General features: G+C 64.6%; 24 protein-coding genes and 1 pseudogene. 5 read left to right on the forward strand and 20 right to left on the reverse strand.

Going from position 1 to position 26,967, the window contains the following annotated elements; translation table 11 throughout:
• The 14 genes and pseudogenes from GRZ55_RS13895 to bchF form a co-directional block, all read right to left on the reverse strand.
• Positions 1-173, reverse strand: a pseudogene (locus GRZ55_RS13895) (5-aminolevulinate synthase); the annotation flags it as partial.
• A 40-nt stretch (positions 174-213) separates the two neighbouring features.
• Complete coding sequence (gene puhE, locus GRZ55_RS13900) at positions 214-1,047, reverse strand: putative photosynthetic complex assembly protein PuhE (protein WP_169287548.1); 834 nt, start codon at positions 1,045-1,047, stop codon at positions 214-216.
• 16 nt (positions 1,048-1,063) lie between these two features.
• The gene (gene acsF / locus GRZ55_RS13905) at positions 1,064-2,128 is read right to left on the reverse strand and encodes a magnesium-protoporphyrin IX monomethyl ester (oxidative) cyclase (protein ID WP_169287549.1); all 1,065 of its coding nucleotides are present in this window, start codon (positions 2,126-2,128) and stop codon (positions 1,064-1,066) included.
• Positions 2,125-2,427: a hypothetical protein gene (locus GRZ55_RS13910; protein WP_169287550.1), complete on the reverse strand. Its 303-nt coding sequence runs from the start codon at positions 2,425-2,427 to the stop codon at positions 2,125-2,127. Before GRZ55_RS13910 ends, acsF begins: the two co-directional genes overlap by 4 nt.
• Positions 2,424-2,879, reverse strand: a complete 456-nt coding sequence (puhC, locus tag GRZ55_RS13915; RefSeq protein ID WP_169287551.1) for a photosynthetic complex assembly protein PuhC — start codon at positions 2,877-2,879, stop codon at positions 2,424-2,426. Before puhC ends, GRZ55_RS13910 begins: the two co-directional genes overlap by 4 nt.
• A gap of 12 nt (positions 2,880-2,891) precedes the next feature.
• Positions 2,892-3,566, reverse strand: a complete 675-nt coding sequence (gene puhB / locus GRZ55_RS13920) for a photosynthetic complex putative assembly protein PuhB (RefSeq protein ID WP_169287552.1) — start codon at positions 3,564-3,566, stop codon at positions 2,892-2,894.
• Complete coding sequence (puhA, locus tag GRZ55_RS13925; RefSeq protein ID WP_169287553.1) at positions 3,566-4,345, reverse strand: photosynthetic reaction center subunit H; 780 nt, start codon at positions 4,343-4,345, stop codon at positions 3,566-3,568. The genes puhB and puhA overlap by 1 nt, the downstream gene beginning before the upstream one ends.
• 19 nt (positions 4,346-4,364) lie before the next feature.
• Complete coding sequence (locus GRZ55_RS13930; RefSeq protein WP_246734750.1) at positions 4,365-5,780, reverse strand: BCD family MFS transporter; 1,416 nt, start codon at positions 5,778-5,780, stop codon at positions 4,365-4,367.
• A gap of 11 nt (positions 5,781-5,791) precedes the next feature.
• Entirely contained in the window at positions 5,792-6,493 is a 702-nt protein-coding gene (gene bchM / locus GRZ55_RS13935; protein WP_169287555.1) for a magnesium protoporphyrin IX methyltransferase, read from the reverse strand.
• Positions 6,493-7,401, reverse strand: a complete 909-nt coding sequence (gene bchL, locus GRZ55_RS13940) for a ferredoxin:protochlorophyllide reductase (ATP-dependent) iron-sulfur ATP-binding protein (RefSeq protein WP_169287556.1) — start codon at positions 7,399-7,401, stop codon at positions 6,493-6,495. The genes bchM and bchL overlap by 1 nt, the downstream gene beginning before the upstream one ends.
• A complete protein-coding gene (locus GRZ55_RS13945) occupies positions 7,398-11,090 on the reverse strand; it encodes a magnesium chelatase subunit H (protein ID WP_169287557.1) in 3,693 nt (1,230 codons plus the stop codon). Before GRZ55_RS13945 ends, bchL begins: the two co-directional genes overlap by 4 nt.
• Positions 11,065-12,615, reverse strand: a complete 1,551-nt coding sequence (bchB, locus tag GRZ55_RS13950) for a ferredoxin:protochlorophyllide reductase (ATP-dependent) subunit B (RefSeq protein WP_169287558.1) — start codon at positions 12,613-12,615, stop codon at positions 11,065-11,067. Before bchB ends, GRZ55_RS13945 begins: the two co-directional genes overlap by 26 nt.
• A gap of 2 nt (positions 12,616-12,617) precedes the next feature.
• A complete protein-coding gene (locus GRZ55_RS13955; RefSeq protein ID WP_169287559.1) occupies positions 12,618-13,889 on the reverse strand; it encodes a ferredoxin:protochlorophyllide reductase (ATP-dependent) subunit N in 1,272 nt (423 codons plus the stop codon).
• Positions 13,886-14,386, reverse strand: coding sequence for a 2-vinyl bacteriochlorophyllide hydratase (bchF, locus tag GRZ55_RS13960; protein WP_169287560.1), 501 nt, complete (start codon positions 14,384-14,386; stop codon positions 13,886-13,888). The genes GRZ55_RS13955 and bchF overlap by 4 nt, the downstream gene beginning before the upstream one ends.
• A gap of 622 nt (positions 14,387-15,008) precedes the next feature.
• Here bchF and GRZ55_RS13965 point away from each other — a divergent pair.
• The 5 genes from GRZ55_RS13965 to GRZ55_RS13985 are packed head-to-tail and all read left to right on the forward strand — an operon-like array spanning position 15,009 to position 20,535.
• Positions 15,009-15,581, forward strand: a complete 573-nt coding sequence (locus tag GRZ55_RS13965; protein ID WP_169287561.1) for a B12-binding domain-containing protein — start codon at positions 15,009-15,011, stop codon at positions 15,579-15,581.
• A gap of 21 nt (positions 15,582-15,602) precedes the next feature.
• Positions 15,603-17,042, forward strand: a complete 1,440-nt coding sequence (ppsR, locus tag GRZ55_RS13970) for a transcriptional regulator PpsR (protein ID WP_169287562.1) — start codon at positions 15,603-15,605, stop codon at positions 17,040-17,042.
• A 57-nt stretch (positions 17,043-17,099) separates the two neighbouring features.
• Positions 17,100-18,014: a chlorophyll synthase ChlG gene (chlG, locus tag GRZ55_RS13975; protein ID WP_210257351.1), complete on the forward strand. Its 915-nt coding sequence runs from the start codon at positions 17,100-17,102 to the stop codon at positions 18,012-18,014.
• Positions 18,011-19,348: a BCD family MFS transporter gene (locus GRZ55_RS13980; protein WP_246734752.1), complete on the forward strand. Its 1,338-nt coding sequence runs from the start codon at positions 18,011-18,013 to the stop codon at positions 19,346-19,348. Before chlG ends, GRZ55_RS13980 begins: the two co-directional genes overlap by 4 nt.
• 8 nt (positions 19,349-19,356) lie before the next feature.
• Positions 19,357-20,535 carry a geranylgeranyl diphosphate reductase gene (locus tag GRZ55_RS13985; RefSeq protein ID WP_169287563.1) on the forward strand — a complete coding sequence of 393 codons (1,179 nt, stop codon included), beginning with the start codon at positions 19,357-19,359 and terminating at the stop codon, positions 20,533-20,535.
• A gap of 41 nt (positions 20,536-20,576) precedes the next feature.
• Here GRZ55_RS13985 and GRZ55_RS13990 read toward each other — a convergent pair whose 3' ends face one another.
• The 6 genes from GRZ55_RS13990 to GRZ55_RS14015 all read right to left on the reverse strand — a co-directional run bounded on the left by GRZ55_RS13990 (position 20,577) and on the right by GRZ55_RS14015 (position 26,834).
• A complete protein-coding gene (locus GRZ55_RS13990) occupies positions 20,577-21,275 on the reverse strand; it encodes an aspartate/glutamate racemase family protein (protein ID WP_169287564.1) in 699 nt (232 codons plus the stop codon).
• Entirely contained in the window at positions 21,272-22,276 is a 1,005-nt protein-coding gene (locus GRZ55_RS13995; protein ID WP_169287565.1) for an ABC transporter ATP-binding protein, read from the reverse strand. Before GRZ55_RS13995 ends, GRZ55_RS13990 begins: the two co-directional genes overlap by 4 nt.
• Positions 22,273-23,322: an ABC transporter ATP-binding protein gene (locus GRZ55_RS14000; RefSeq protein ID WP_169287566.1), complete on the reverse strand. Its 1,050-nt coding sequence runs from the start codon at positions 23,320-23,322 to the stop codon at positions 22,273-22,275. Before GRZ55_RS14000 ends, GRZ55_RS13995 begins: the two co-directional genes overlap by 4 nt.
• A 1-nt stretch (position 23,323) precedes the next feature.
• A complete protein-coding gene (locus GRZ55_RS14005; RefSeq protein WP_169287567.1) occupies positions 23,324-24,211 on the reverse strand; it encodes an ABC transporter permease in 888 nt (295 codons plus the stop codon).
• A gap of 4 nt (positions 24,212-24,215) precedes the next feature.
• A complete protein-coding gene (locus tag GRZ55_RS14010; RefSeq protein WP_169287568.1) occupies positions 24,216-25,160 on the reverse strand; it encodes an ABC transporter permease in 945 nt (314 codons plus the stop codon).
• Between the two features lie 69 nt (positions 25,161-25,229).
• Complete coding sequence (locus tag GRZ55_RS14015) at positions 25,230-26,834, reverse strand: ABC transporter substrate-binding protein (protein ID WP_246734769.1); 1,605 nt, start codon at positions 26,832-26,834, stop codon at positions 25,230-25,232.
• Positions 26,835-26,967: the final 133 nt, after the last annotated feature.

Here is a 26,967-nt window from a genome sequence, read left to right on the forward strand (position 1 = left end):
CCAAGATAGTCGTTGGAGCACCAGACCGTGACCTCGCGCGCCTCCTCGCCCACGAAACGCTTGGCACGCGGAAACGACCCCGCCCGCCGCTCCAGATCCGCAAAGACCCGATAGCGTCCCTCATCGTGCAAGGCAGCCAGCCTCTCGGAAAAAAGAGCCTCAAACACAGTCATCTCATCCCCCATCGGGTTTGTCCGCGCGAATCCGAGCGGTCTATTTGTTGTTGGCCGACGCAAGCGCGATCGGCATGGATGCCACCCCGGCCGCGACATTCGGACCGGTGCGGGTTGGCTCCTTGCGTGAGCCGAGGCTCCAGGACCACAACCGCTCGAAAGGCAAGGGCAGGATCAGGAACCAGTGCTCAAGGATGGCAAGCGCCATCATGGTGGCCAGCAAGGTGTAGTTAGCCTGCTCAAACGGCGTCGTGGCCGACGCCGCTGCCACGACCAGAAGCGTGCACACGATCGTCGATACCGTGACAGAGACCGGGAAAAGCAGATTCATGTCTGCCTTGCGCAGGAAGCCCTTCAGAAAATCGAGGTGATCTGGAACGAAGTGCTCGTTGAGATTACGGACCCCGAGAAAGACATTGAGGCGCGCACTCTCATGCATCCACCACAAGACGATGAAGGTCCAGAGCCCGATCTGGTTGGGCGCATCCCAGGTCAGCCAGGCAATGGCGGAAAGGAAGCCGACGATCGCCAGCTCGTGCCAGACATTGGCACGCAGCGCGTGACCGAAATGCCGCCATCCTGAGCATCCATGCGGGCAACGGTGTTTCTGGAGTCCGGTGACCCAGCCCATGTAGAAGCTGATCTCGACCCAGCCCCACACCGCCATCACCGAGGCGAAGGCGACATAGGTGTCCCAGAGCTCGCTGCCGCCGGCGCTCGTCGAAAGACCATAGAGGCCGGCCAGGGCAAGCAACGTCGCCCCGGCCATGCTCCATTTGAAGGTGTGCTTGGGCAAGCCGTCCAGCCAGATGATCGCCCCAGTGGCAAACCACCAGACGAAGAGGGCGAAAATAGCTGGCAGGACGTAGGCCATGGCGCGTTTTCTCCTCCTACCAGGCCGGCTGCATGCGGCTGGTCTCAGGCAGGTCGTTCTCCACCGTCGGGATCGTGTAGAGTCCCAGGAAGGCGGATGCGGCGGCGAGCGAATAGCCCACCTTTTTCAACCGCGCGCCGATGCCCTTCGGAGGCAATGCGGCTACTGCCTCGTTGATGCGGCGGAGCTTCTCCAGTCCGCGATGGAAGCGCGGATTGTCGATGTCGAGCACCAGCGGGAAGACCTGCCGCGTGATGTCGTTCGTGATGCGAAAGACCTTGTAGTCATAGTCGGTCGGATCCATCCCTATCGCCTTGTGGAACTCCCGCCGGGCATGATCGCGCACATACATGGTCGCGTAGACGGCGATCAGGAAGAAGCGCACCCAGAGCCGGTTCATCCCCTTGAGCAGGTCGGGGTTGGCGCGCATCAGAAGGGCGAAGGCCTCACCATGGCGGAACTCGTCATTGCACCACTTCTCGAACCATTTGAAGATCGGGTGGAACCGGCGGTCGGGGTGCCGTTCCAGATGCCGGAAAATGGTGATGTAGCGGGCGTAGCCGATCTTCTCCGAAAGATAGGTGGCGTAGAAGATGAATTTCGGCCGGAAATAGGTGTATTTCTTGGCCTTGGTCAGGAAGCCGAGATTGACGCCGATACCGGCCTCTTTCAGCGCATCGTTGATGAAGCCGGCATGGCGGGCCTCGTCGCGGCTCATATAGGAGAACAGCCGCACCATCTCCGGGTTCTTGCCGCGCTTCTTCATCTCCTTGTAGAGCACGCACCCGGAAAATTCGGCCGTCAGCGAAGAGACGAGAAAATCCACGAATTCGTCGCGCAGGCCGGACGGCAGCGCTTCGAAATCGATCTTGTCCCATTCCGCGTTGCGCTTGAAGTGCCCCTTGTTGGGGTCGTCCTCCATCTCCTGGAGAAGAGCGTCCCATTCCGTGCGGACAGGGGAGACGTCCATGCGGTCCAGGGCTTCGAAATCGGTGGTATAGAAGCGCGGCGCGAGCAGCGTGTCCTCCGCGGCCATGCCGTCGGTGTCCCTGGGGCGAAGCGAGAGTTTTTCGATGGTCATGGCCGTGCCTCCGACGAGAAGCTGAATTCCAGCAGTTCCATGAATTCGAAGTCGCCGGTCATCTTGACCCAAAGGCGCTCGGGTGCCGTGGCGCGGGTAACCGTCGCCATGCGATGAAGCACGCGTTTCTCGCCGAACGGCACCGAGATCTCGTCGCCATGGACGTGGACCTCGTCGCCGGGCCCGACCAGGATCCCGTCCAGGTCGACATGGGCGTGCAGGCTCTCCCAGCTGTGTTCGATTTCGATGGTGCAGGGCACGTCGATGCGTTGTCTGCGAAGGCTGATATGTTCGATCATTTCGGTTCCCTCCCGTGACCGAGAAATGCCGCGAAGGAGGCGGCGTTGGAGCGACCGAAGGAGTCGAGGGCAATCGCCCTGCCTGTCTCCGGATCGCTGAGCACCAGCTTGCCGTCGGCAAGCCGATAGAGCAGGAATGGCGGCTCGTCGCTGATCGAGCGCAGCATGCGATCGCGCGCCAGCCCGCGCATCGCCTGGCGCACGAAGCCGCCTTCGCCGATTCCAAGAGTGACGATCGTCGCGCCGGTGTCTGCGTTCTGCGCCGTCACCGTGCCGTCGGCGCTGTCGAAGAATCGAAGTCCGAGACGTTCATTGACGGGCGAGTTCTCGATCGCCCGCGGCAGCTCCGCCTTCGGGCCGAAGGCCGCGAAGGCGACGGCGAGGGCGACGAGACTGCCACAGGCCATGGCGGGCCTCTTGAGCGGATCGGGTTTCCAGGTCGTGCGCGCCATTGTCATATCTCCTCAGGCCGGCTGGCCGGCGTCGGGCAGCAATCCCGCTTCTGTCTTGCCCTTTGCCCTGGCGGGGCGGATGGCAGCCGACTTGACCGGGCCGGCGCACTCCGCCAGTGCTTCACCCACTAGGCGTGCCACCGGCTCGACATCGGCCAGCGCGCGGAACATCGGCTCTGGGTGGTTGAAGCGCCACGGCCGCGCATTCGGCCAGGCGACCATCCATGCGACGCGGTTCGGTTTCGTCACCGCGAAGGCGACCCCTCCGGCCCCGTTGGCGCGCCGAGCCACGGTTGCGGTCTCCACCAGCGAAAGTGGCAGGTTCAGCGTGCCGGGAAGCGCCAGGCCAGCGCGGATCACGATACGCCTGGAGGTCAGCGAATAGACCGTGGTGCGCGCATAGAGCCAGGCCAGCCCGCAGAGGATGGCAAGCGCGCCAGCAGCCGAGAGACCCAGCATCCACAGGCCGGAAAGCGCAGCAACTGCGGGCTCTCCGCCCGACATGGCCGATCCCACCTGCAAGGCTGCGATGACTGCGAAATAGACGGCCACCTTGCGTACATGAAAGGCCTCGACGGCGAGCAGCCGCCAGTCGGGCGCACCCTGCCAGATGAGGCGTTCGCCCTGTGGCAGACGCTCTGGCAGGCCGCGGATGGGCTCGAAAGCAAAGTCGTCATGGTCGTCCATCAGAATATCGGCTCCGTGCGCTGTCGGGTTGCATAGAGGTGGCCGCCGGCGAAATAGGCGCAGATGCGGTCCTCCTCGAGGAAGGTCACCTGGTCGGCAGACTTGGTTCGCGGCACGTTGGCGAACTGGGCGGCCGTGATCGATTTCACCTTCACGCTCGGTTCCTTGAAGTCGCTGCCGACGATCCGGGCGAGCGTCATGGGCACGAGCAGCGGACCCCGGCCGGGACCCGGATCGACCTCGAGATAGCGGATGCAGTGTTCGGCTCGGTCAACCCAGATGTCGGTCACGATGCCCGCCGGCTCACCGTCGGCGGCGAAGACGGTCATCCCGCGCGGATCGGGGTCTCCCGAGGCGACGTGATAGTGGCCATCGACCCGCGAGGGCACGATCCTGTCCCGGTTGTCCCAGGTCGTGTCGGCGACATCGCGCCGCTCGGCCCAGGCGGCCGGACCGACGCCGTCGACCAGCGGGTCGCCTGTCGGCGTGATCGGCGCGCCGGGCCAGGCGCCGAGGCGCGTGGCAGCGACCGCGCGCATGTCGCGCTCGTCATGCGGAACGGTCTTGGTGGTGCCGTCGCGCAGGAGGAAGGTCTTGGGCGGCGCCATGAAGATGGGGTCGATCCCCCGCACCTCCCCGGTTGGGTCGGATTCCAGCGGGTATCCCTCGCGGCGGTCCTCGCGGCGCAGCCAGAAGATGAGGCCGGCCAGGAAGAACCAGAACACGTAGAGCAGAACCTGCGCCAGATCGAGATAGTTGCTGAATTCGACGGGATACATGCTCTTCTCCTTTGCGGCTTCAGCCGGGAAAACTCTCGATTCCAAAACGACCGCGCTCTGCCGGTTCGGCCACGCCGGCGAAGCGGGCGAGGGGCCCGACGGCGGCGAGGGCGGCAAACAGCAGCGCGATCTCGATGTGGTAGACGACCGTGTAGCCGGCCTCGGGGGTCTGGAAGGCAGGGCCGAGCATGTCGCGAGCGGCCATGAATTCCACCGCGTCGCGCAACCCACCGCCAATGGCGATGGCGGCGCCGGCCGCCGTTGCTTGAACCGCACCCCAGGCGCCGAGCGCGATGCCGCTGCCTGTCGTCCGGGCAATGTCCATTGCGGCTGTCAGGAGTCCGACCGTGAACAGCCCGCCGCCGAAGCCGATCATGAATGTGCCGATCCTGAACAGGAGCGTTGATTCGAAAGGCGCGGACGCGATGACCAGCGAGAAGGCGACGATTCCGATGAGCGCGCCGAAGGCCGCCAGCCGGAACGTGTTGAAACCGCGCGCGAGCGCATAGGCGGCGAGAGCCAGCCCGCAGATCGTGCCTCCGGCGAGCAACGCCGTCAGCAGCGTCGTCTGGCCGACGGTGAGCGAAAGCACCTCCCCGCCATAGGGTTCGAGCAGCACGTCCTGCATGGTGAAGCCCGCTGTGCCGAGCGCGATGGGGGCCAGAAGGCGCTTGGCATGCGGCACGGCAATGAAGCGCGCCCAGGCTTCCGCAAAGGCCTGGCGCGGCAGAGCCGGATCGGTTGCGGCCTGGTTGCGACCTTCCTGCTTCCAGAGCGCGATCAGGTTCAGCGCCATGGTCACGACGGCCGCGCCCTGGACGACCTGGATCAGCAGCACATGGCTGAATTCGGCGAGGATGACGGAAAAGATCAGTGCGCTGAGCAACATGCCTATGAGCAGCATCAGATAGAGGAGCGCCACGACGCGCGGACGGCTTTCAGGCGGCGCCAGATCGCAGGCGAGAGCCAGTCCGGCGGTCTGGACCGTGTGCAGGCCCGCGCCGACAAGCAGGAAGGCCAGCGCCGCACCGATCACGCCGGCATGGGGAAGGGCCGCCTCGCCACCACCGGACAGGACCAGGAGCGCAAAGGGCATGATGGCCAGCCCGCCGAACTGCAGGAGCGTGCCCATCCAGATGAAGGGCACGCGCCGCCAGCCGAGATAGGAGCGGTAGGTGTCGGAGCGATGGCCGATCAGCGCGCGCACCGGCGCGAACAGGATCGGCAGCGCCACCATGATCGCCACCACCGAGGCCGGAACCGCGAGTTCGACGATCATGACCCTGTTGAGTGTGCCGGTCAGAAGCACCAGCGCCATGCCAACCGAGACCTGGAAAAGCGACAGACGGAGCAGCCGGCCGAGCGGAAGACCGGTGGTCGCGGCGTCGGCAAACGGCAGGAACCGCGTTCCAAGCCTGATCCAAGCCTGTGCCATGGTCGACCGTCTCATGACCGCGACACCCCCATCAGCTGCGAGGTGTAGAAGCCGGAGGAAATGCGACGCGTCGCGCCCGGGCGCCAGCCGGACGATTGCAGTCTGTCGTCGATGCCCATTGCGATACGTTCGGGTCTGACCGGGACGATTGCCGGCGATTTGTCGCCGCGGGGGAACAGCTTGCCCGCGCGGTGCATCAGCCCCAGCGCCGGCGACCAGGGCGCGAAGGTGAAGACGATCTGCCTTTCGGTCCTGGCGGCAAGACGGGCCAGCGAGTCGATCGCGGTTTCGGGCTCGTAACGGATCAGCGAATCCATCGCCACCACGGCATCGAACTGGCCGAGCTCTTCTGCCAGCATGTCGCCGGCCGCATAGGCGATCGAGCCGCGTCCGAGATCGGTCGGCAGGTTGTCGCGCGCGAACTCGACGATGGAGGGCGCAACGTCGATGCCGACGACGTCGGCGCCGCGACGAGCCAGTTCGACCGACAGCGCACCCGCGCCGCAGCCCGCGTCCAGCACCCGCCATCCGGAGAGATCGGCCGGCAGCGCAGACAGGATGGCCGTCCGCATCTCCGCACGCCCCCGCCGCACCGTCTCGCGGATGGCCGATAGCGGTCCATTGCCAGCAAGCCGCTTCCAGCCCTCGACGGCGGTGCGGTCGAAATAGGTGCGGATCTCGCCGCGGCGCTGGATATAGGCCGTGTCGGACATCAGTCGAACCCCAGGAAATCGAAGATCTCGCGATCCTTCATTGGCGCTGCCTCCAGCGCGTCGGTGCCGGCCCACAGCGTCTCGGCCAGTTGCATGTATTCCGCCTGGACGGCACGGACCTCGGGCGAGTCCTCCATCTCGAACAGCGTCGACTTCTTCAGCCTGGAGCGGCGCACCGCGTCGACATCGCCGAAATGGGCGAGTCTTTTGAGGCCGATCGCGTCGTTGTAGCGATCGATCTGGTCTGTATCGCGGGAACGGTTGGCGATGACGCCACCGAGCCTGACATCGTAGTTCTTCGATTTCGCCTTGATGGCGGCGACGATGCGGTTCATCGCGAAGATTGAATCGAAGTCGTTGGCTGCCACGATCAGCGCGCGCTCCGCATGCTGGAGCGGCGAGGCAAAGCCGCCGCAGACGACGTCGCCGAGCACGTCGAAGATCACGACGTCGGTGTCCTCGAGCAGGTGATGCTCCTTCAACAGCTTGACGGTCTGGCCGACCACGTAGCCGCCGCAGCCGGTGCCAGCCGGCGGGCCGCCGGCCTCGACGCAGCGCACGCCGTTGTATCCTTCGACAACATAGTCGTCGGCCCGCAGCTCCTCGGTGTGGAAGTCGACCTGTTCAAGCACGTCGATCACGGTAGGGATGAGCGACTTGGTCAGCGTGAAGGTGGAATCGTGCTTGGGGTCGCAGCCGATCTGCAGTACCCGCTTGCCGAGCTTCGAAAAGGCGACGGAAAGGTTGGACGAGGTGGTCGATTTGCCGATCCCGCCCTTGCCGTAGATTGCGAAGACCTTGGCTGTCTCGATCTTCAGCGTGGGGTCCAAGCTGACCTGAACACTGCCTTCGCCGTCCCCCCGGCCAGCTGCGCGCTTGAGGTCCTTGGGATGGGTGAACACGTTCATGCTGCTGCCTCCACGTCCACGCCTTCGACGCGGTCTTCGAGTTCGTCTCCGGCTCGGCGCAAGGCGTCGAGCGTGGCGTCGTCCGGCGTCCAGTAGGTGCGGTCGTTGGCCTCGAGCAGCCGGTTGGCGAGTTTCGAGGCAGCGCGGGGATTGAGGTCGGCCATGCGCCGGCGCATCTCGTCGTCGAGCACGAAGGTCTCGGCCATGTTCTGGTAGATCCAGGGCGCGACCTGGCCGGTTGTCGCCGACCAGCCGAGCGTGTTGGTCACATGCGCTTCGATCTGGCGCACACCCTCATGGCCGTGGGCCAGCAGCCCCTCGTACCATTTGGGATTGAGCGTGCGGGTCCGGGCTTCAAGTGAGACCTGCTCGGACAGGGTGCGGACCTTGCCCTCGCCGCGTGTCTGGTCGCCGACATAGACCGGCACTTCCTGGCCGCTGGCGCGGCGCACCGCGCGGCTGATCCCGCCGAGCGTATCGAAATAATGATCGACCGTGGTCACGCCGAGCTCGACCGATTCCAGGTTCTGGTAGGCGGCCTCGACATCCTTGAGCATGGTGGCAAGCAGTTCGCTCTTCTGCACCGGCTTGCCGTCGCGTCCATAGGCGAAGCACTTGCGCCGCGTATAGGCCTCGGCCAGTTCGTCCTCGTCGTCCCAGCAGCCGGCGTCGATCAGCTGGTTGACGTTGGAGCCGTAGGCGCCGGCCGCATTGGAGAAGACGCGGAGAGCGGCTTCTTCAATGTCGCAGCCATGCAGTTCGGCATAGGCCAGCGCGTGCTTGCGGACGAAGTTCATGTCCAGAGGTTCGTCGGCCTGCGCCGCAACCAGGCTGGCTTCTGCCAGCAGCTTGGTCTGCAGCGGCAGCAGGTCGCGGAAGATGCCCGACAAGGTCATCACGACGTCGATGCGCGGACGCCCAAGACGATCGAGCGAGATGAGATCGGCACCGGCCAGTCGGCCATAGGAATCGAAGCGCGGTGTCGCACCGATCAGGGCCAGCGCCTGGCCGATCGGCCCGCCCTCGCTCTTCATGTTGTCGGTGCCCCATAGCACCAGCGCCACGCTTTCAGGCAGCGCGCCATGGTCGCTCACATGCCGGGCCAGAAGACGCTCAGCCTGCTGGGCGCCGTCGGCGACCGCAAAGGCGCTCGGCAACCGGAAGGGGTCGAAACCGTGGATGTTGCGCCCGGTCGGCAGGATCATGGGCGACCGGATGAGATCGCCGCCCGACACCGGCCGGATGTAGCGGCCATCGAGCGCGGTGAGAATTGCGTCGATCTCGGTGTCGACGGAGAGCTGCTGCGCGGTGACGGCCAGCCGGTCGAGCAGATCGTCATGACCGTCAAGGGAAGGTCGGCGGCCATGGGCGAGCTCGAGGGCCGCGTCACGGTCGAACTCGGTCCCCTGAGCCTCGGCGACGAGCTGCAGGAGGTCGGCCCGCTCTTCGATCGTCGGAGCCTCCCCGATCACATGCAGGCCATGCGGAATGAGCGTGGCTTCCAGTTCGGTCAGCTGGTCGACGAGTGCCAATACCTGGGCGGATGCGTCCGTCGGCCAGGACGCGGCCTCGTCGGCGAGATCGAGCTCAATGGCCTGCGCGCGGATGATGTCGGCAAGCCGGATGCGCGACTCGATCTCGTCTGGCGCAAGGCCGCGCCAGCGGTCAAGCGAGGATTTGAGGTCAACCAGTCCCTTGTACAGACCGGCGCTCGCGATCGGCGGGGTGAGGTAGCTCACCAGCGTGGCCGCGGCGCGGCGCTTGGCGATCGTGCCTTCGGAAGGATTGTTGGCTGCGTAGAGATAGATGTTGGGCATGTCGCCGATCAGCCGGTCGGGCCAGCATTCGGCGGAAAGGCCGCTCTGCTTGCCGGGCATGAACTCAAGCGCGCCATGGGTGCCGAAATGCACCACCGCATCGGCGCCGAAATCCTCGCGCAGCCAGCTGTAGAAGCCGGAAAAGGCGTGGGTGGGTGCGAAGCTCTTCTCGAAGAGCAGGCGCATCGGGTCGCCCTCGTAACCGAAGGCTGGCTGTATGCCGACGAAAACGTTTGCGAACCGCTCGCCAAGCACCAGGATCGCCGACCCGTCCGTCTGATGGGTGCCGGGCGCCGGGCCCCACTGGGCCTCGATCTCATTCAGATATTTCTCGCGGGCGACATGGCGGTCGGCGGGAATCCGCCCGGCTACATTCGCCTGCTGGCCCAGAAGCTCGGCGTTGCCGTGCAGGATCCGGTCGCGCAACGCTTCGGCGTCGGCCGGCAGGTCGACCGAGTAGCCGTCGCGCCGCATCGCCTGCATCGTGTTGAACAGCGAGCGGAAAACCGATAGATGCGCCGCGGTGCCGGTCGCCCCGCTGTTGGGCGGGAAGTTGAACAGCACGATCGCGACCTTGCGCTCCGCGCGCTCCGTGCGGCGCAGGCTGATGAGCTTTTTCACGCGCCCCGCCAGCATGGCTGCGCGCTCGGGGTCGCATTCCATGTCGCGGCGTCCGCCTTCCATCCGGCCGCGTTCGGAAGGGACCGAACGCCCGCCATAGATCATCGGACCCGTGGCGCCGTCGATCTCCGGCAGGGCCACCATCATGGTGGTCTCGACCGGCGTCAGCCCCTGTTCGCCGGCGCGCCATTCCTCGAGGCTCTGGAACTCGATGGCGAAGGCCGAGAGATAGGGCACGTCGAGCCGGGCCAGCATGGTCTCCGCCGCGCCCGAATCGTTGTAGGCCGGGCCACCGACCAGCGAGAAGCCGGTGAGCGAGACGACCGCGTCCACCGTCGGCCGTCCGCCCTTGTCGATGAAGAAGCGCTCGATGGCCGGCGTGGCGTCGAGGCCCGCGGCGAAGGCCGGAACCACCCTGAGGCCTCTTTCTTCCAGTGCCTTGATCACCCCGTCATAATGGGCGGTGTTGCCGGCCAGCACGTAGGAGCGCATGACGAGGAGCCCGACGGTGCCGCTCTGGCCACCCGCCGTCGGGATTTCGCCGACCGTCTCGGTCACCCGTCCCGCCAGGGCCGGATGGTAGAGCCCCGTCTCGGGATAGACGATCGGTGCCTTGGCCTTGACCGTCTGGCGCAGCTGGGCCCGTGGGCCGGCGGCATACCGGCCTATCAGATGGCGCACCATGTTGCGGATGTTCTCGTCCGACCCCGAAAGCATGAATTGAAGGGTGAGGAAATAGGACCGGATATCCTGTGCCTTGCCCGGGATGAAGCGCAGGATCCGCGGGATCTGACGCAGCATCTTCATCTGCTGGCGGCCGCCTGAGCGGCCCTTCTTGTCGGCGCCCCGCAAGCGCTTGAGCAGGGAGATCGCGCCCCCTTGCTTCTCCGACATCGAGAATCCGCCGATCCGTGTCGTCCGGACAACCTCGCCAGCCGAAAGGCAGCCGATCATGCAGTCGCAATCGTCTCGTCGCGCTTCCAGCCAGGGCAGGACCTTGTTGATGTGATCTTCGAGGAAAAGCATGTTGGCGATGATGATGTCGGCGCGCGCGATGTCACGCCGGCAGCGCTCTTGAGCGGCTTCATTGCCGCCCCACTCGGCCACCGAATGCAGCGTCAGCCTCAACCCCGGCAGTTCGTCACGCAGCGTCGCACCCGCCCGCTCGACCGCGCTCGCCATGTGGCTGTCGAGCGTCACGATGGTGACGGCGATCGGGGTCGCGTCAGCGGCTGAAGTGAGCTTTGGCATCGTACAGGGTCTCTAGCGTGATGGTGATCAGTCCACGTTCGGCGGCATAGCGTTCGGTATTGCGCCGCGCCTTTCCGCGCACGAAGAAGGGGATCTTCTTGAGTTCCTTTTCCGCTTCGCCGTCCCATGAAAGCGTTTGGGCTAGAACGATGAGTTCGTGCTCGGCAGGATGCTGCACGCGCTTCGAGGCGGCACCCGCATTGGCAAGATGCGAGGGGTGCTGCTCGTCGTTGAACTCGAAGTCCTCCCGGAACATCCCCAGAAGATGTTCCTCGAGGCCCATCATCAGCGGGTGCACCCAGGAATCGAAGATGACATTGGCGCCTTCGCGGCCCATCTGGGGCGAGTAGCGCGCCGGGAAATCCTGGACATGGACGGGTGCCGATATGACGGCGCAGGGAACGCGCAGACGCTTGGCGACATGGCGCTCCATCTGCGTACCGAGCACCAACTCGGGCTGCGCCGCGATGATGGCGTCCTCGACGACGAGGTGATCGTCGGTGATCAGTGGCTCGACGCCTTGTTCATGGGCTTCGGCGCGCAGCTCGCGTGCGAATTCGCGGCTGTAGGTGCCGAGTCCGCAGACCTCGAAGGCCAGTTCGTCGCGCGCGATGCGGGCCGCCGCGATGGCGTGGGTGGCGTCACCGAAGATGAAGACCCGCTTACCGCTCAGATAGGTCGAGTCGATGGAGCGCGAATACCAGGGCAGGCGGAGCTCGGGAGGATGCTGCACGCTGGTATCGATGCCTGCCATTTCTGCGACGGATCTGATGAACTTGTCGGTGGCGCCGACCCCGATCGGAGGCACCGAGAGGAAGGGCTGGCCATGCGAACGCTTCAGCCAGTCGGCGGCAACCTGAGCGATCTCGGGATAGAGCACGATGTTGAAATCGGCGTCGGCAAGCCGTGGCAGATCGGAAGGCCGCGCGCCGAGCGGTGCGACGAGATTGATGCCGACACCGAGTTCCTCCAGGAGCCGCCGAACCTCGACGATGTCGTCGCGATGTCGGAAGCCGAGCGCGCACGGCCCGAGTATGTTGCAGGTCCTCTGGCCGGCGCGCCGCATCTGGCGCGGCCTATCCGGCGCCGGTGCAAAGGCACGCACCAGGCGATAGAAGGTCTCCGACGCGCCCCAATTCTCCTTCTTCTGGTAGGAGGGAAGCTCCAGTGGAATGACCGGGATATCGAGACCCAGGGTCGCGGCGAGCCCGCCCGGATCGTCCTGAATGAGTTCGGCTGTGCACGAGGCGCCGACGATGATCGCCTCGGGCTTGAAGCGTTCAACGGCACGCGCGCAGGCCGTCTTGAAGATCTCCGCGGTGTCCTTGCCGAGATCGCGTGCCTGGAATGTGGTGTAGGTGACCGGCGGGCGCGTATCGCGGCGCTCGATCATGGTGAACAGCAGGTCGGCATATGTGTCGCCCTGGGGCGCATGAAGAACGTAGTGCAGACCTTCCATCGACGCCGCTATCCGCATCGCGCCGACATGCGGCGGGCCTTCATATGTCCAGACCGTCAGCTGCATGGTCAGGCCCCCATTTTCAGCTGGGCCCGGCGCGCGAGTGGCCGGACGAAGAGTTCGGCCAGGTCACCCGCCTGCTCGTAGCCCTGGATCGGCGTGAAGACGAGTTCGATCGACCATTTGGTGGCGATGCCCTCGGCCTCGAGCGGGTTGGCCAGCCCCATGCCGCAAATCGCTAGGTCGGGCCGCGCCGCGCGGCAGCGGTCCAGCTGGTTGTCCACATCCTGTCCTTCCGAAACGAAGACGTCGTCGGGCAGCAGCGCGAATTCCGGCGCCATGTGATGGCGGTGCAGATAGGGAGAGCCGATCTCGACAGGGATGACGCCGGCCTCGCGATAGAGAAAGCGCGCGATGCTGGGCTCGGCCTGCGAGTCGGGGAAGAAGAACAGACGCCGCCCTTCAAGCTCGGAGCGCCGCGCGGCCACCGCCTTGCGTGCGCGTCTGCGACCAGGTTCCGTGATGGCCTCGAAACGCCCGCTCTGGACCCCGAATGCATCGGCGATGGCCTTGAGCCAGGCAGTCGTTCCCTCCTCGCCGAGCGGGAAGGGCGCGGAAAGAATCTGGGCGCCACGACTGGCCAGCAGCTTCGCCGACTCGCCGAGCCAGGGCTGGGCAAGGATGACTCGCGTATTGGGACCTACGGCCGGCAGTTCGGTGGACCGGCGCGGCGGCAGGAAGGAAACCCGGGATATCCCAAGAGCCTTGAGGATCCGGCGGAACTGGTCTTCCACGACGTCGGCCAGGGCCCCGGCCACGATCAGCGAGGGTTCGGCGTCCGCCGGCTCCTGGGGAAGATCATGCGCGAGCGCTGACAGGAAATTGTCCTCGCCCTGGGTGAAGGTTGTTTCAATCCCGCTGCCCGAATAGTGCAGGAAGCGTACAGAGGGGCCGTGACTGGTCGACAGCCGTTGCGCGGCGCGGCCGAGGTCGAGCTTGATCACTTCCGACGGGCATGAGCCAACGAGCACCAGCAGTCTGATGTCGGGCCGCCGGTCGAGCAGGCGTTTCACCACACCGTCGAGCTCGTCATGCATGTCAGCCATGCCGGCAAGATCGCGCTCTTCCATGACGGCGGTGGCAAAGCGCGGCTCGGCAAAGATCATCACGCCCGCCGCCGATTGCATCAGGTGGGCGCAGGTGCGTGACCCGACGACAAGGAAGAAGGCGTCCTGCATCTTGCGGTGCAGCCAGACGATCGATGTGAGGCCGCAGAAGACCTCGTGCTGGCCGCGCTCGCGCAGCGGGCGGGTCGGGCCGGGGATTGCGGTCGCATTCATGGCAGCGCCTCGGTCGTGGGGGTCGCCTCGAGGCGTGCCATGCGAAGCTTCAGGAGGAACTGCCCGGCATTGATGAGATACGTCGCATATGCGGCAAGCGCGAGCGCCATGAGTTCACCCGCCGCCAGCCATCCTCCCCAAAGGCACGCGAGATAGGCCGTGTGCAAAGCGAGAACGAGCATGGAGAAGACATCTTCCCAGAAGAAGGCTTCGGCAAAGAGATATTTGCCGAACACGACCTTCTCCCAGATCGAGCCGGTGATCATGATTGCGTAGAGGGTCAGCGTCTTGGCGACGATCGAGGCATGGGCCACTTCAAGCCCCGAGCCTGTAACCAGGTAGCGCAGGATCAGCGCGAGGCTGGCCGCGAAAACCACCAGCTGGACCGGCGCCAGAACGCCTTGCACCACCGTCCAGGGTGTGGCGTCGCGTCGCCGACGCTGCTCTGCCGTGTAGAGCGTCGTGGCTGATCCAGTCTGGTTTGAATGAAGGCCCATTCCTGCCGGGCGTGACCGCCGCTCCCTGTTGAATGCGTCGTCTTGGTCTGGTGCAGGATAGTCACCGCCGAAGCGATGTGTCAATCAAACATGACGTAAAAAGAAATAGACACTGTCACGTTGTGTGGACGCTTTTGACTCGACATTCTTTTGGGAGCCTGTATCGTCATTCAACGAAGGAGACGCGTGAAGACGACGCGAAGCGGCCCCGCAGGACCGCCCTCTCGGGCGTATGCGAAACGAGCCGTCACGCGCGCGGTCTTCCCGCTGGCGGGACGGGAGGCCGCCTATCATGTTGCGCAGTCGCACACCCCTGCAAGCCCGTAACCGCAAGTCGATGCCAGGCGGCATGGACATCCCCCATGTCAGGTCCAGAACTCCCGCATCGCACATCCACGATAGCGATTTCGTCGATGCGCTCTGCGAAACGGTCGTCCCGCTCCTCGCGCTCCGCAACAGGCCGGTGCTAAGGCCTGCTGGCGATCAGGATATCGAGGCCGACTCTGATCCGCTCCAGGCCTACCGAGTCGCGGAGTTCACCCAGTTTCTTCTTGATGAGGACGATGACGGCTGCGAGGACTTCGCGTTTCGCCAGGCTGCCAGTGGAGCGGATCCCCAGCGCATGGCCACCGACTATCTGGAGCCGGCGGCCCGCCTCATCGGCGACTACTGGAGAATGGATGTATGTGACTTCATGCAGGTTACCGTGTGCATGTCGCGCATACAGCGGCTGTTCTGGCGTCTTGTGGAAGAATGCCCGCCGACCTGCGAAACGCGGCCGGGTCATTCCATCCTGCTGTCGCCGGTGCCGGGTGAGCAGCACAGCTTCGGGCTTAGCGTGACCGAAGATGCCTTCCGCCGGAAGGGTTGGCAGGTCGATAGCTGCAGCTTCGACGAAGAAGAGGATCTCTATCTCCTCGCCCGCGAGAACGAATATCAGATCATCGGCCTGTCGATCTGTGGCGAGCCGTTCGCGCCGGTTCTGGCCGCGACAATCCTGAAGCTAAGGCGGCGTTCGCGAAACTCCGGCGTTTCCATCATGGCCGGAGGAAGCTTGGCGGCGTCGCATCCCGAGATCGTTCGAGGCCTTGGCGCTGATCTGGTCGTCCGCGATTTGCCGCAGGCACTCGTCCTCGCCGAAGCATCGGTTGCAGCATGGGATTGCAACCGCCATATTGCATCCACATCGGGATGAACGAGACGATGAAAGCGCATCATGGACAAACCGGTTTCGCGCGATGTTTATCGCTCGTTTCGCAACAGTGCTGACTTCTTTTCCGAACTCGATGGCGAGGCTGTTGATGCAGTCGCGACCGCGAGCTCCGACATTGCGTTGGTAATATCTCCCACCGGCCGCGTCGTCGACGTTTCCTATCGCGACAAGGACTACAAGCCTTGGGGGCTCGACCACTGGATCGGGCGACCCTGGTCGGACACGGTCACCGTGGAGAGCCGCGAGAAGGTCGAGGAACTGCTGCTGGAAAGTCAGACCTCGCCATTGACCCGAACCCGCCAGCTCAATCACGGCAGGCAAGGTGGCCGTGACCTTCCCGTCGGCTACCGTATCGTCTCATTTCGCGGCCGCGAGAACAAGCTCGCTCTCGGAACCGACATGCGCGGCCTGGCTGAAATGCAGCAGCGGCTGGTGCGTGCGCAAATCGAGATGGAGAAGGACTATCGCAAGATCCGCGATGTCGAATCCCGTTACCGTATCCTCTTTCAACTGGCCTACGAACCTTTGCTCGTGGTGGATTCCCAGTCCCTCAAGATCGTCGACGCCAACGAGGGTGCCGCCAGATTGCTTTCTCGTCCGGTCAAGAAGATCGTGGGGGCGTCGGCCTCCATCGCCTTCTCGCGGCAGGACCAGGCCCTCGCCCTCGAGACGCTTTCGGACATTTCGCGCAGGCGGCGCGAGGAGACCTTCAAGATCCGCGCCGCCACGCTGGATGAGGCGATGTCGGTAAGAGTCACGCCATTCCGTGAATTCGGCAAGACCAATCTGCTCGTGTGCTTCCTGGCGGGAGACAGGGCCGGCGCCGGTCTGTCTGTGGTCTCCAGCCTTCTGACAATCGCGCGAAACCTGCCCGATGCGATGGTCGTGACCGATGATGACGGCAAGATATTGGACGTCAATTCAGCCTTTCTCGACCTCGTCCGCGTCGTCTCTCCCGATCGGCTTGAGGGCAAGCCGCTGGACAACTGGCTCGGGGGCTCCGCCGTTGACCTCCAGGTGTTGATGGCAAATCTCCGGGAGCACGGGACGGTCCGCCGCTTCTCGTCGATCATGCGCGACGATCTTGGGGGCTCCGAAACGGTGGAAGTCTCCGCGACGCGCATCCAGGGAGAGCGCGGATCTGTCTTCGGCTTCTCCATACGCGAAACGATGCGCAACGATGCAATGGCGCCGACACTTCCGACTGGTTCGCCAACCACCGCAGCCCAGTTCACGGATCTCGTTGGGCGTGTGCCGCTGAAGGATCTCGTCCGCGACACGGCCGACATTATCGAGAAGCTGTGCATCGAGGCGGCGCTGAAGCTCACCGACAACAACCGCGCCTCGGCCGCCGACATGCTGGGTCTTTCACGACAGAGCCTCTACATCAAGCTGCGCCGATACGGGATCACCGAGCCAGACGTGGATCATGGAGAAGATTGACACCCATTAGTGTCAATCAAGATTGACGTATCCTCCTGCTCGGCCTAAGCTCTGCCGATGGACCGTCCTGCCGCAGCACGCCCAACCATCGGTGCACCGTCGCTTTCCGCGGCGATAGAGCTTCTCAAGCCGATCACATGGTTCGCGCCGATGTGGGCCTTCGCCTGCGGCACGGTTGCTTCCGGTGCCAGCCTCGAAGAGCGTTGGCCCTATATGCTGGCCGGCATGATGCTCGCCGGCCCCTTGATCTGTGGCACGAGCCAGGCCGTCAACGACTGGTACGATCGTCATGTCGACGCCATCAATGAACCCCATCGCGTCATCCCCTCTGGGCGGATGCCGGGCGCCTGGGGGCTGCGCATTGCCATTGCCAATACCATCCTGTCGCTGGCCTTTGCGGCGATCCTCGGCTGGTGGGTCATTGCCGCTGCCCTGGTCGGTCTCGCGCTTGCCTGGGCGTATAGCGCGCCGCCATTTCGGCTCAAGCGCAATGGCTGGTGGGGCAATTCCGCGGTTGGCCTGTGTTACGAGGGCCTGCCATGGTTCACCGCAGCGGCCGCCGCCATTGGCGCCTTTCCGGGCATGCCGACAGTGTGGATCGCCCTGCTCTACAGCATCGGCGCACATGGCATCATGACGCTCAACGACTTCAAGTCGGTCGAGGGCGATCGGCAGATGGGGCTCGACAGCCTGCCCGTCCTGCTCGGGCCCGAACGCGCAGCCCGTCTCGCCTGCTGGGTCATGGCCATGCCGCAGATTGGTGTGATCGGCCTGCTCCTCCATTGGGGGTTTGCCTTCCATGCCGGCCTCGTCGGCCTCCTGCTTCTTCTCCAGTTGGTGTGCATGCTGCGCCTGCTCAAGGATCCGCGTCGCTTCGCTGCCTGGTACAACGCAACGGGGACCACGCTTTTCGTCACCGGCATGCTTGTCACCGCCTTTGCATTGCGCACCATGGCAACCGGAGGCGCATGATGGGCGGCACCCTGGGCTGGATGGGCATCTTCAGGCTGGGCCTCGTCCAGACGTCGATTGGCTCGATCGTCGTCCTCGTTACCGCGACGTTGAACCGGGTCATGGTGGTCGAACTGTCGATGGCCGCGGTCATTCCAGGGCTGCTGGTCGGACTGCATTACGGCGTCCAGCTTCTGCGTCCTCTGTGGGGGCATGCCTCCGACGTGGGCGGCAGACGGACGCGCTGGATCGTTGGCGGCGTCGCCCTTCTGGGCCTTGGCGCCGCCGGCGCCTCCGTCGCCATCGCGGTGATGGCGCACAATGCGGTTCTGGGTCTCGTGCTTGCCTTCCTCGACTTCGTGCTCATCGGCGTCGGCGTCGGCGCAGCTGGCACCTCGCTGCTTGCGCTTCTCGCCTCCAGCGTGGCACCCGAGCGCCGCCCGGCGGCCGCAACCATCGTCTGGCTGATGATGATTGCCGGCATGGCGGTGACGGCGACTGTCGCCGGCGGCCTGCTGGAGCCGTTCTCCTTCGGTCGGCTCATCGGCGTGGTGACGCTGACGGGGGCCGCCGCGGTCGCGCTGACCGTGCTGGCGTTGTGGGGGATCGAACAATCCCTGGCGCGGGCTTCCCAAGCGCGTCCTGCAAGGCAGCCCGTATCCTTCCGCCGCAGCCTGGCTGACGCTTGGGCGGATCCGAAGGCGCGGCTCTTCACGATTTTCGTCTTCGTCTCCATGCTCGCCTTCAGTGCGCAGGATCTGATCCTCGAGCCGTTCGCCGGTCTCGTCTTCGGCTGGACACCAGGCGAGACGACCAGGCTCGCCGGCGTGCAGCATGGCGGCGTCTTCCTCGGCATGGTGCTCACCGGTGTGGCCGGAAGCCTGCTGTCGAAGCGCTACCCCGGCGCGCTTCGCGTCTTCACCGTCGGGGGCTGTCTCGCCTCCGCGCTGGCGCTTTGCTGCCTGACGCTTGCCGCAGCCCAGCCCGAAATCTGGCCACTCGGGGTGAATGTCTTTGCGCTTGGTTTCGCCAACGGTGTGTTCGCTGTCGCCGCGATCGGCTCGATGATGGCGCTGGCAGGTGCTGCCGGGCCCGAGCGTACCGGCATGCGAATGGGGCTGTGGGGCGCGGCCCAGGCGATCGCCTTCGGCCTTGGCGGCCTCCTCGGCACGGTCCTGGTCGACCTCTCGCGCTGGCTCACCGGCGAGATCGCCTTCTCCTACGGCCTCGTCTTCTTGGCCGAGGCGCTGGCCTTCCTCGCCGCCGCCGCGCTTGCCTCCCGCGTCGCGATCATGCGGCGCCAGACACATTCCGCCCTGGTTGAAACCGTCGCCCATGCGACGCCTGCCGAATGAGGTGAGCCATGCAATCCACCCGTCATGATGCCATCGTTGTCGGCGGCGGCCCCGCCGGGGCGACTGCCGCACACCTCCTCGCCAATGCCGGGCATTCGGTTCTGCTCATCGACCGGCCCGGTCGCATAAAGCCTTGCGGCGGCGCGATACCGCCCCGACTCCTTGCCGATTTCGACATCCCCGTGGAGTTGCTCGCCGGGCGCGTCGGCGGCGCGCGGATCATCTCGCCTTCGGGAGTCGAAGTCGACATGGCGATCGAGGGGTCCTATGTCGGCATGGTCGACCGCGACCGGTTCGACCCGTGGCTGAGACAGCGGGCAGCGGCAAGCGGCGTTGTCGTCGCCGAGGGTCGTTTCGAAGCCTTGCGGCGGCTGTCGGACGGCCAGGTCGAGATCGTCTATTCACAGGCAGGCCAGCGGAAAACTGCGGTGACAAGACTGGTTGTGGGAGCCGATGGCGCCAACTCGCAGGTCCGCCGTCAGGCCATGGGGCCGGACAGACGCCCACCTTACGTCTTTGCCTATCACGAGATCGTCCGTACGCCGTCTGCCCTCACGGGTTTCGACGGCAGCAATTGCGAGGTCTACTACCAGGGGCGCATCTCGCCCGACTTCTACGGCTGGGTCTTCCCACATGGCGACACCACCAGCGTTGGCGTTGGCTCCGCCGTCAAGGGCCATGACCTGAAGCGGGCCACGGGACTTCTGCGCGAGGCGAGCGGCCTAGCCGATTGCGAAACCATCCGGGAGGAAGGCGCGCCACTGCCGCTCAAGCCGCTCAAGCGTTGGGACGATGGCCGCAACGTGGTGCTTGCCGGTGACGCGGCCGGTGTCGTCGCTCCTGCCTCGGGAGAAGGCATCTATTATGCCATGGTGGCAGGCCGCCTTGCTGCGGAAGGTGGTGCAGCCTTTCTCGCCACGGGCTCTGCTCGCGCACTCGCGACGGCACGCAGCAAATTCATGCGCGAGCATGGACGCGTTTTCATGATCCTCGGACTTATGCAGGGCTTCTGGTACAAGTCCGACCGCCGGAGGGAGCGCTTCGTGGCGATCTGCACGGATCCGGACGTGCAGAGGCTGACCTGGGAATCCTACCTCAACAAGCGTCTGGTGCGGACCGATCCGCTGGCCCACATGCGCGTCTTCTTCAAGGACCTCGCCCACATGGCCCGATTGGCCGTGCCCTGACGGGCTGCCAGCGCCTCTGTGCCCGTTGGGGCTAGAGCGTTCTAGTCCTTGCTTCGCGGCCAGCCATAGGCGCCCGCCTTGCTGGTCGCAAAACCCGCCTGAACCAGTCCTTCGATGATCTTGAGGCCGGCCAGGCAACCGTCGATTACCGGAACGCCCGCCTCATCCGAGAGCCAGCCTGTCAGATCCGCCATGCCTGCGCAGCCCAGAATGATCGCGTCGCTGCCATCCGCCGCCACTGCCCGGCAGACCGCATCCCGCACGACCATGCGCGCTTCCGGGTCGTGCTCCAGCGCCAACACCGCAATGTCGGCGGCGTGTACCCGCCGGCATCGTCTTTCCATACCGTAGCGCAGCGCCAGATCTTCGATGATGGGCACCGATCTCGACAGCGTCGTTACAACCGAAAAACGTGCTGCAAGTATGCTTGCCGCCTGCATGGCTGCTTCGCAGATGCCAATCACCGGTCCTGCGGCAATCTCCCGCGCCGCGCCGATGCCCGGGTCGTCGAAGCAGGCGATAACCGTGCCCCGGTTGCCCCGCCGCTCTTCATCTCTGATGATTTCGAGCATGGCCAATACGCTCGCTGCCTCGTCGTAATGGCCTTCTATGCTGGCGGGCGTCGATGCCGGGTTGCAGAAGGTCAATTCGCTGGCAGGCGCTGCGAAAGGCACGAGTGAACGCGCGACCTTGTCGGTCATTGCGGCCGTCGAATTCGGATTGAGCACAAGTATCTTCATGCCGGCGTCGGCTGCAAAGAGGCGATCTTTTCCGACGCCGTCTTCTCGGCGAAGATGCAGCGCGCCATCCGCCGTTCACCGAGGTCGACTTCGGGCGGCCGCTGGATGGCGCAGGATGCCACGGCAAAGCGGCAGCGTGGTTCGAAGGAGCAGGCCTGTGGCGGCTGGCTGAGCGAGGGCGGCGCTCCCGGAATTGTTGTCAGTCGCTCCCCCCGGCGGGCCCCCAGCACGGTAGAGGAGAGCAGGCCCTGGGCGTAAGGGTGGCGCGGATCGCGAACCAGGTTTGCGAGCGTTCCTGTCTCTGCGACTTTGCCTGCATACATAACTGAAACGCGGTCGCAGATCTCCACCGCGACACCCAGATCGTGAGTCACGAAGATGACCGACATGCCCATCTCCGCCTGCAATTCGCGCAGCAGAAGCAGAATCTGGATCTGGACCGTTGCGTCGAGCGCTGTGGTCGGTTCGTCCGCCAGGAGGATTTTCGGCTTGCAGGCGAGCGCAAGCGCGATCATCGCGCGCTGTCGCATGCCGCCGGACATCTCGTGGGGATAGGCGTCGAGCCGGCGCTTGGGCGAGGGGATGCGCACCCGCTCCAGCATCTCAAGAGCGCGTTCGCGTCCCTCGGCCATGCTCTTGCCTTCGTGGCGCACGACTGATTCCGCGATCTGGGCGCCAATCGTGTAGACTGGGTCGAGAGCGAGGGCGGGTTCCTGGAAGATCATGGATACGACCTTGCCGCGCATGGCAGACAATTCGTCGTCCTTCATCGCAAGCACGTCGCGCCCATCCACCTCGATCGAGCCTGCGATGCGCGTCCGCTTGCGCGGGAGGAGCCGCATCAGCGCGCGCATGGTGACACTTTTGCCAGAGCCGGATTCCCCGAGCAGACCCAGGACTTCGCCCTGCCGGACTTCCAGGCTCACGCCGTTCACCGCATGGACGGTGCGCTCCCCGTGGAAGGAGACGGTGAGATCCCTTACCGAGACGACAGGCTTCATGAGACCACCTCGAACTGGAGCGCCCGGGTGCCCGTGGCGCGCGAATGGCCTGAACCCGGCTCGTACATGAGGCAGGAGACCGCATGGGCCGTGTCGACAGTCGAGAGGCGCGGACGCGTCGAAGCGCAAATCTCTTCCGCGAAAGGGCAGCGCGTGTGGAAGCGGCAACCGGCGGGAGGATCGATCGGATTCGGCGGGTCACCGGCAAGAGGCGCTTCCTGGGTTCGCGCATCGGGGTCGAGCGTCGGCATGGAGGCGAGCAGCGCGGCAGTATAGGGGTGGCGGGGATTGGCCCACATCTCGTCCACCGGACCTATCTCGACGACCTCGCCCAGATACATGACCAGCACCCGGTCGGAGATATAGCGCACAACGTTGAGATCGTGGCTGATGAACACGTAGGTCAGGCCGAAATCGCGCTTCAGATCGATCAGCAAATTGAGTACCTGCGCCTCGACGGATTTGTCGAGTGCTGACACCGCCTCGTCCAGCAACACGATGCGCGGCCTGAGTGCCAGCGCGCGGGCAATGTTCACGCGCTGGCGCTGGCCGCCGGAGAGTTCGTGCGGGTACCGGTTGGCGAAGGTCTCCGGCTTCAGGCCCACCCGATTGAGGAGATCGCGCGCAAGCGCTCGCGCGTCTTGGTTGGGTTCGCCATGCACCCTGGGGCCGAAGGCGATGGAATCCTCGATGGTCAGTCTCGGGTTGAGTGAAGCATAGGAATCCTGGAACACCATCTGCATGCGCCGGCGCAGTTCGCGCAGTGAAAGCGACGGCCCGACGGGCTCCCCGTCATAGACGATGGTGCCAGCATCCGGTGCGATCAGGTGCATCAGAAGCCGCGCGGTCGTTGACTTCCCGCAGCCCGATTCACCCACGATGCCCAGCGTCTCGCCCTTGGCGACCTCGAAATCTATGTCGTCGACGGCCCGCACGACCTGCTTCTTGCCAAACAGCCCGCCGCCCACGGGGAAGTGTTTTCTCAAGCCCTTGATGGACAGGAGGCTCTGGCGCGGCCCGCCCATATCCTTGGTGGATTCAAGCATCTCAGTTCCTTATGTCCATCGCGCTGCGCAACCCGTCGCTTAGAAGATTGAAGCCGATCGAGACCGCGAAGATCATCACGCCGGGAAGCGCAGCAAGCCACGGATTGACGTAGATCGCGGTCCGCAACGTGTTGAGCATCAGGCCCCATTCTGGCTGCGGCGGGCGCGTGCCAAGCCCGAGAAACGAGAGCCCGGCGGCCAGGATCATGGAGACCGAGATCAGGCTGGTGGCGTAGACGAAGATCGGGCCCAGCACGTTGCCCATGACGTGGACCCGCATGATGGTCATGGCGCCCGCGCCGGAGGCACGGGCCGCATCCACGAAGTCGAGATTGCGCACGCTGGTTGTCACGCTTTCCGCCACCCGTGCGATGGGAGGGATGAAGACGATGGTCAGCGAGACGATCGAATTGAGGATGCCGGCGCCGAGCGCGCCCGATATGGCAATCGCCAGCAGCACCGACGGGAAGGCGTAGAACACGTCGATTGTGCGCATGATGGCCGAATTGGCCCAACCGCCATTGTAACCCGCGATCACCCCGAGCAGCGTTCCGATGATGAAGGCGTTGAAAACGGGCAAGATACCAATGAGCAGGCTCAGTCGGCCGCCATGGATAAGGCGCGAGAGCATGTCTCGTCCAAGTTCGTCGGTGCCCAGCGGATGGCCTGCCGTGCCAAAGGGCTGCAGCCGCCGGATCATCGAGCCCTGATAGGGATCGGGCAGCCCGAGATAGGGCGCGAAGATGGCGGCCAGGAAGATCAGCCCCAGCATGCCCGCGCAGATCATGGAGACGGGATCACGCGTGAGCCGCTTGCCGACTGTCCCCCAATAACCGCGGCGCTTTTCGGCCACGGCGATCTCGGTCAGCGGTTCTGTCGCAATGGCCATCTTTTCATCCTCGCTTGATGCGCGGGTCGATCATTGCTTGCAGCATATCGACGAAGAGATTGAGGAAGACGAAGAACAGCGCCAGGACCAGGATCGTCCCCTGGAGCAGCGGCAGATCCCGCTGGAAGATCGCGGTGTTGAGCAGAAAGCCGGTTCCTGGCCAGGAGAAAACGGTTTCGATCAGGATCGATCCGCCCAGCAGATAGCCGAGTTGCAGTCCCATCACCGCGATCGCCGTGGGCGCGGCGTTCTTGATCACGTGCAGGAACACCCGGCCTTCCCCAAGTCCTTTTGCCCGCAGCGCATCGACGAAGTCGTTGGAGAGGATGTCGCCCACCAGCGCACGCACCGTGCGCGTTATGATCCCCATGGGGATGACGGCCATGGTGACGGCCGGAAGCACGAGATATTGCAGGTGCGTCCAGGTCCAGCTCCAGTTGCCCGGCCCTGCACCGACGGCCGGCAGCCAGTTGAGCTGGACTGAAAAGATGATCACCAGCACCATGCCCAGCCAGTAATGTGGTACTGAAACGCCTGCGATGGCGATCGAGGTGGCGAGCTTGTCAATCCAGCTGTCCCGGAAATAACCGGCGACGAGACCGAAGAACATGCCGAGCGCAAAGCCGAGCACTGCAGCCGTGCAGGCCAGCAAAAGCGTGTTGCGGACCGCCTGCAGCACTTCGGAAAGAACGGGGCGCCCGTTGGCGATGGAGGCGCCGAGATCGCCTGACAGGGCGTTCGAGATCCATATCCAGAACTGGACCGGCAGCGGCCGGTCGAAACCGTACTGGATGCGCAACCGCTGTTCGAGCTCGACGGAGGCATCCGCCGGCAGGATCGAGATGAGAGGATCGCCCGGCGACAGATGCACCAGCATGAAGCAGACCAGGGCCACGCTGAACACGATCGGCACCGTGTAGGCGAGGCGCTTCGCGAGATAGACGAGCATGAGCTGCCAGCCTCTTTTGATACCGCGGGAGCCACGGCAGGCATCAGCCTGCCGTGGCTTTGCTGGTGTCTATTCCTCGATCGAGATCGGTGAGAAATCGATGAACCAGCTCTTGGGCTGGATCACGTTCTGCACGTTCGGGCTCATCGCGCGCGGGCTGACGTCGTGCGCGACATAGAGGAAGGCCGCGTCGTTCACCGAGGCGGCATGGAGTTCTGCAAGTGCCGCGTCGCGCGCCTCCGGCTCGAAGGTCCGGCGGGCCTTCTCCACCAATTCGTCATAGAGAGGCTCGTTGATGTAGCCCCAATTGTTCGAGACGGGCGCAGCCATCCCGGACTGAAGGAAGCGGACGAGTGCGAAGAACGGGTCCATCGTGGCAAAGGTCACGTTGGTCGAATGCGCCCCGAGCGATGCCGGATCCTTCGCCCCCTGGCGCCAGTTGGTGAAGAGCGTGTTCCACTCCAGCACCTCCAGCTCGACGTCGAAATAGCATTCGCCGAGCGCCTGCTGGATATACTCGTTCATCGGCAGGGGCTGCATCTGGCCCGAACCCGACGCCGAGGTCAGTGCCTTCACCGAAAGGCGGTTCTCGGCCGAGAAACCGCTCTCCTCCATCAGACGGCGACCCTCGTCGGGATCGAAGGTGATGTTGAAGGTTACGTCGCCGCGCCAGGGATGGCCCTCTTCCACTGCGCCCGTGGCCGGTGCCATGAGGCCCGCGAGGAGGCCGTCGCGCATGCCTTCGCGGTCGATGCACAGATTGGCGGCCTGGCGGACATTGACGTCGTTCCAGGGCGAGCCCTCGATGCGCGAAAACTGCCACGGCCACACATGGGGGGCTTCGTTCTTGTGGATCACGAAGCCGCGGCTTTCGATCTGGGCGATTGCATCGGGTGCCGGCGCCTCGATCCAGTCGACCTGACCCGACAGAAGCGCCGCGGTGCGCGCATTGGCTTCCGGCATGGGGTAGAGAACCAGCCTGTCCACATTGGGCACGCGGCCGGCATCCCAATAGTCGTCGTTCTTCACCAGTTCCAGCCGCTCGCGCGGCGCGAAGCTCTCCATGATCCAAGGGCCCGTGCCCGAAGCGTCGCGCGCGAAAGCGTCCCAGGCGGCCGCTGCCTTTGCCGTATCGTCGCCGCTGGCTCCGTCGAAGAACTCCTGCCACTTCGCCGGGCTCGCCATGAACAGGTTGGTAAGGTTGATTGGCAGGAATGAATCCGGCTCCGAGGTCGTCAGCTCGACGGTGTATTCGTCGATCTTGGTCGCCGAGCGCAGCGTTGGCATGCGCGACGCGGTGACGCCGACCTGGCTGGCGTCATAGTGAAGCGCGTCCTCGTCGAGCACCTTCTGGACGTTCCACACGACCGCATCGGCATCGAAGGGTGATCCATCATGGAAGGTGACACCCTCGCGCAGGACGAAGGTCCACTTGGTCTGGTCGTCCTCGTTGACCGACCATTCCGTGGCCAGCCCAGGGATCACGACACTGGCATCTTCCGCGGACGACAGGTCCCACTGCGTCAGCGCGTCATACATTGTCAGACCGGTGAAGCGGTTGCCCTCGAAGCCCTGATCCGGCTGACCGAGCGTGCGCGGGATGTCGCCCGCCGTCATGCCGATGCGCAGGACCGACTCGGCCGATGCGACCCCAGTTTGAAGCGCAAGCGCCATGGCCAGGCAGCATCCGCCAAGCAACGCGCGGGTTTTGGTGTTCAAGCTGTGCATTGTGTCCAACTCTCCTCTGGATGATCGCCGGCGCGCTTCTGGAGGCGCGCTCATGCAACCAAGGAAAGCAAGGGACATG

The organism is Chelativorans sp. ZYF759, assembly GCF_012911015.1.
Classification (GTDB): Bacteria; Pseudomonadota; Alphaproteobacteria; order Rhizobiales; family Rhizobiaceae; genus ZYF759.

Bases quoted from the DNA above. Each gene is read 5' to 3' on its own strand.
- puhE (WP_169287548.1), bottom strand. From the start codon at position 1,047: ATGGCCTACGTCCTGCCAGCTATTTTCGCCCTCTTCGTCTGGTGGTTT.
- acsF (WP_169287549.1), bottom strand. From the start codon at position 2,128: ATGACCATCGAAAAACTCTCGCTTCGCCCCAGGGACACCGACGGCATG.
- GRZ55_RS13910 (WP_169287550.1), bottom strand. From the start codon at position 2,427: ATGATCGAACATATCAGCCTTCGCAGACAACGCATCGACGTGCCCTGC.
- puhC (WP_169287551.1), bottom strand. From the start codon at position 2,879: ATGGCGCGCACGACCTGGAAACCCGATCCGCTCAAGAGGCCCGCCATG.
- puhB (WP_169287552.1), bottom strand. From the start codon at position 3,566: ATGGACGACCATGACGACTTTGCTTTCGAGCCCATCCGCGGCCTGCCA.
- puhA (WP_169287553.1), bottom strand. From the start codon at position 4,345: ATGTATCCCGTCGAATTCAGCAACTATCTCGATCTGGCGCAGGTTCTG.
- GRZ55_RS13930 (WP_246734750.1), bottom strand. From the start codon at position 5,780: ATGGCACAGGCTTGGATCAGGCTTGGAACGCGGTTCCTGCCGTTTGCC.
- bchM (WP_169287555.1), bottom strand. From the start codon at position 6,493: ATGTCCGACACGGCCTATATCCAGCGCCGCGGCGAGATCCGCACCTAT.
- bchL (WP_169287556.1), bottom strand. From the start codon at position 7,401: ATGAACGTGTTCACCCATCCCAAGGACCTCAAGCGCGCAGCTGGCCGG.
- GRZ55_RS13945 (WP_169287557.1), bottom strand. From the start codon at position 11,090: ATGCCAAAGCTCACTTCAGCCGCTGACGCGACCCCGATCGCCGTCACC.
- bchB (WP_169287558.1), bottom strand. From the start codon at position 12,615: ATGCAGCTGACGGTCTGGACATATGAAGGCCCGCCGCATGTCGGCGCG.
- GRZ55_RS13955 (WP_169287559.1), bottom strand. From the start codon at position 13,889: ATGAATGCGACCGCAATCCCCGGCCCGACCCGCCCGCTGCGCGAGCGC.
- bchF (WP_169287560.1), bottom strand. From the start codon at position 14,386: ATGGGCCTTCATTCAAACCAGACTGGATCAGCCACGACGCTCTACACG.
- GRZ55_RS13965 (WP_169287561.1), top strand. From the start codon at position 15,009: ATGGCCACCGACTATCTGGAGCCGGCGGCCCGCCTCATCGGCGACTAC.
- ppsR (WP_169287562.1), top strand. From the start codon at position 15,603: ATGGACAAACCGGTTTCGCGCGATGTTTATCGCTCGTTTCGCAACAGT.
- chlG (WP_210257351.1), top strand. From the start codon at position 17,100: ATGGACCGTCCTGCCGCAGCACGCCCAACCATCGGTGCACCGTCGCTT.
- GRZ55_RS13980 (WP_246734752.1), top strand. From the start codon at position 18,011: ATGATGGGCGGCACCCTGGGCTGGATGGGCATCTTCAGGCTGGGCCTC.
- GRZ55_RS13985 (WP_169287563.1), top strand. From the start codon at position 19,357: ATGCAATCCACCCGTCATGATGCCATCGTTGTCGGCGGCGGCCCCGCC.
- GRZ55_RS13990 (WP_169287564.1), bottom strand. From the start codon at position 21,275: ATGAAGATACTTGTGCTCAATCCGAATTCGACGGCCGCAATGACCGAC.
- GRZ55_RS13995 (WP_169287565.1), bottom strand. From the start codon at position 22,276: ATGAAGCCTGTCGTCTCGGTAAGGGATCTCACCGTCTCCTTCCACGGG.
- GRZ55_RS14000 (WP_169287566.1), bottom strand. From the start codon at position 23,322: ATGCTTGAATCCACCAAGGATATGGGCGGGCCGCGCCAGAGCCTCCTG.
- GRZ55_RS14005 (WP_169287567.1), bottom strand. From the start codon at position 24,211: ATGGCCATTGCGACAGAACCGCTGACCGAGATCGCCGTGGCCGAAAAG.
- GRZ55_RS14010 (WP_169287568.1), bottom strand. From the start codon at position 25,160: ATGCTCGTCTATCTCGCGAAGCGCCTCGCCTACACGGTGCCGATCGTG.
- GRZ55_RS14015 (WP_246734769.1), bottom strand. From the start codon at position 26,834: ATGGCGCTTGCGCTTCAAACTGGGGTCGCATCGGCCGAGTCGGTCCTG.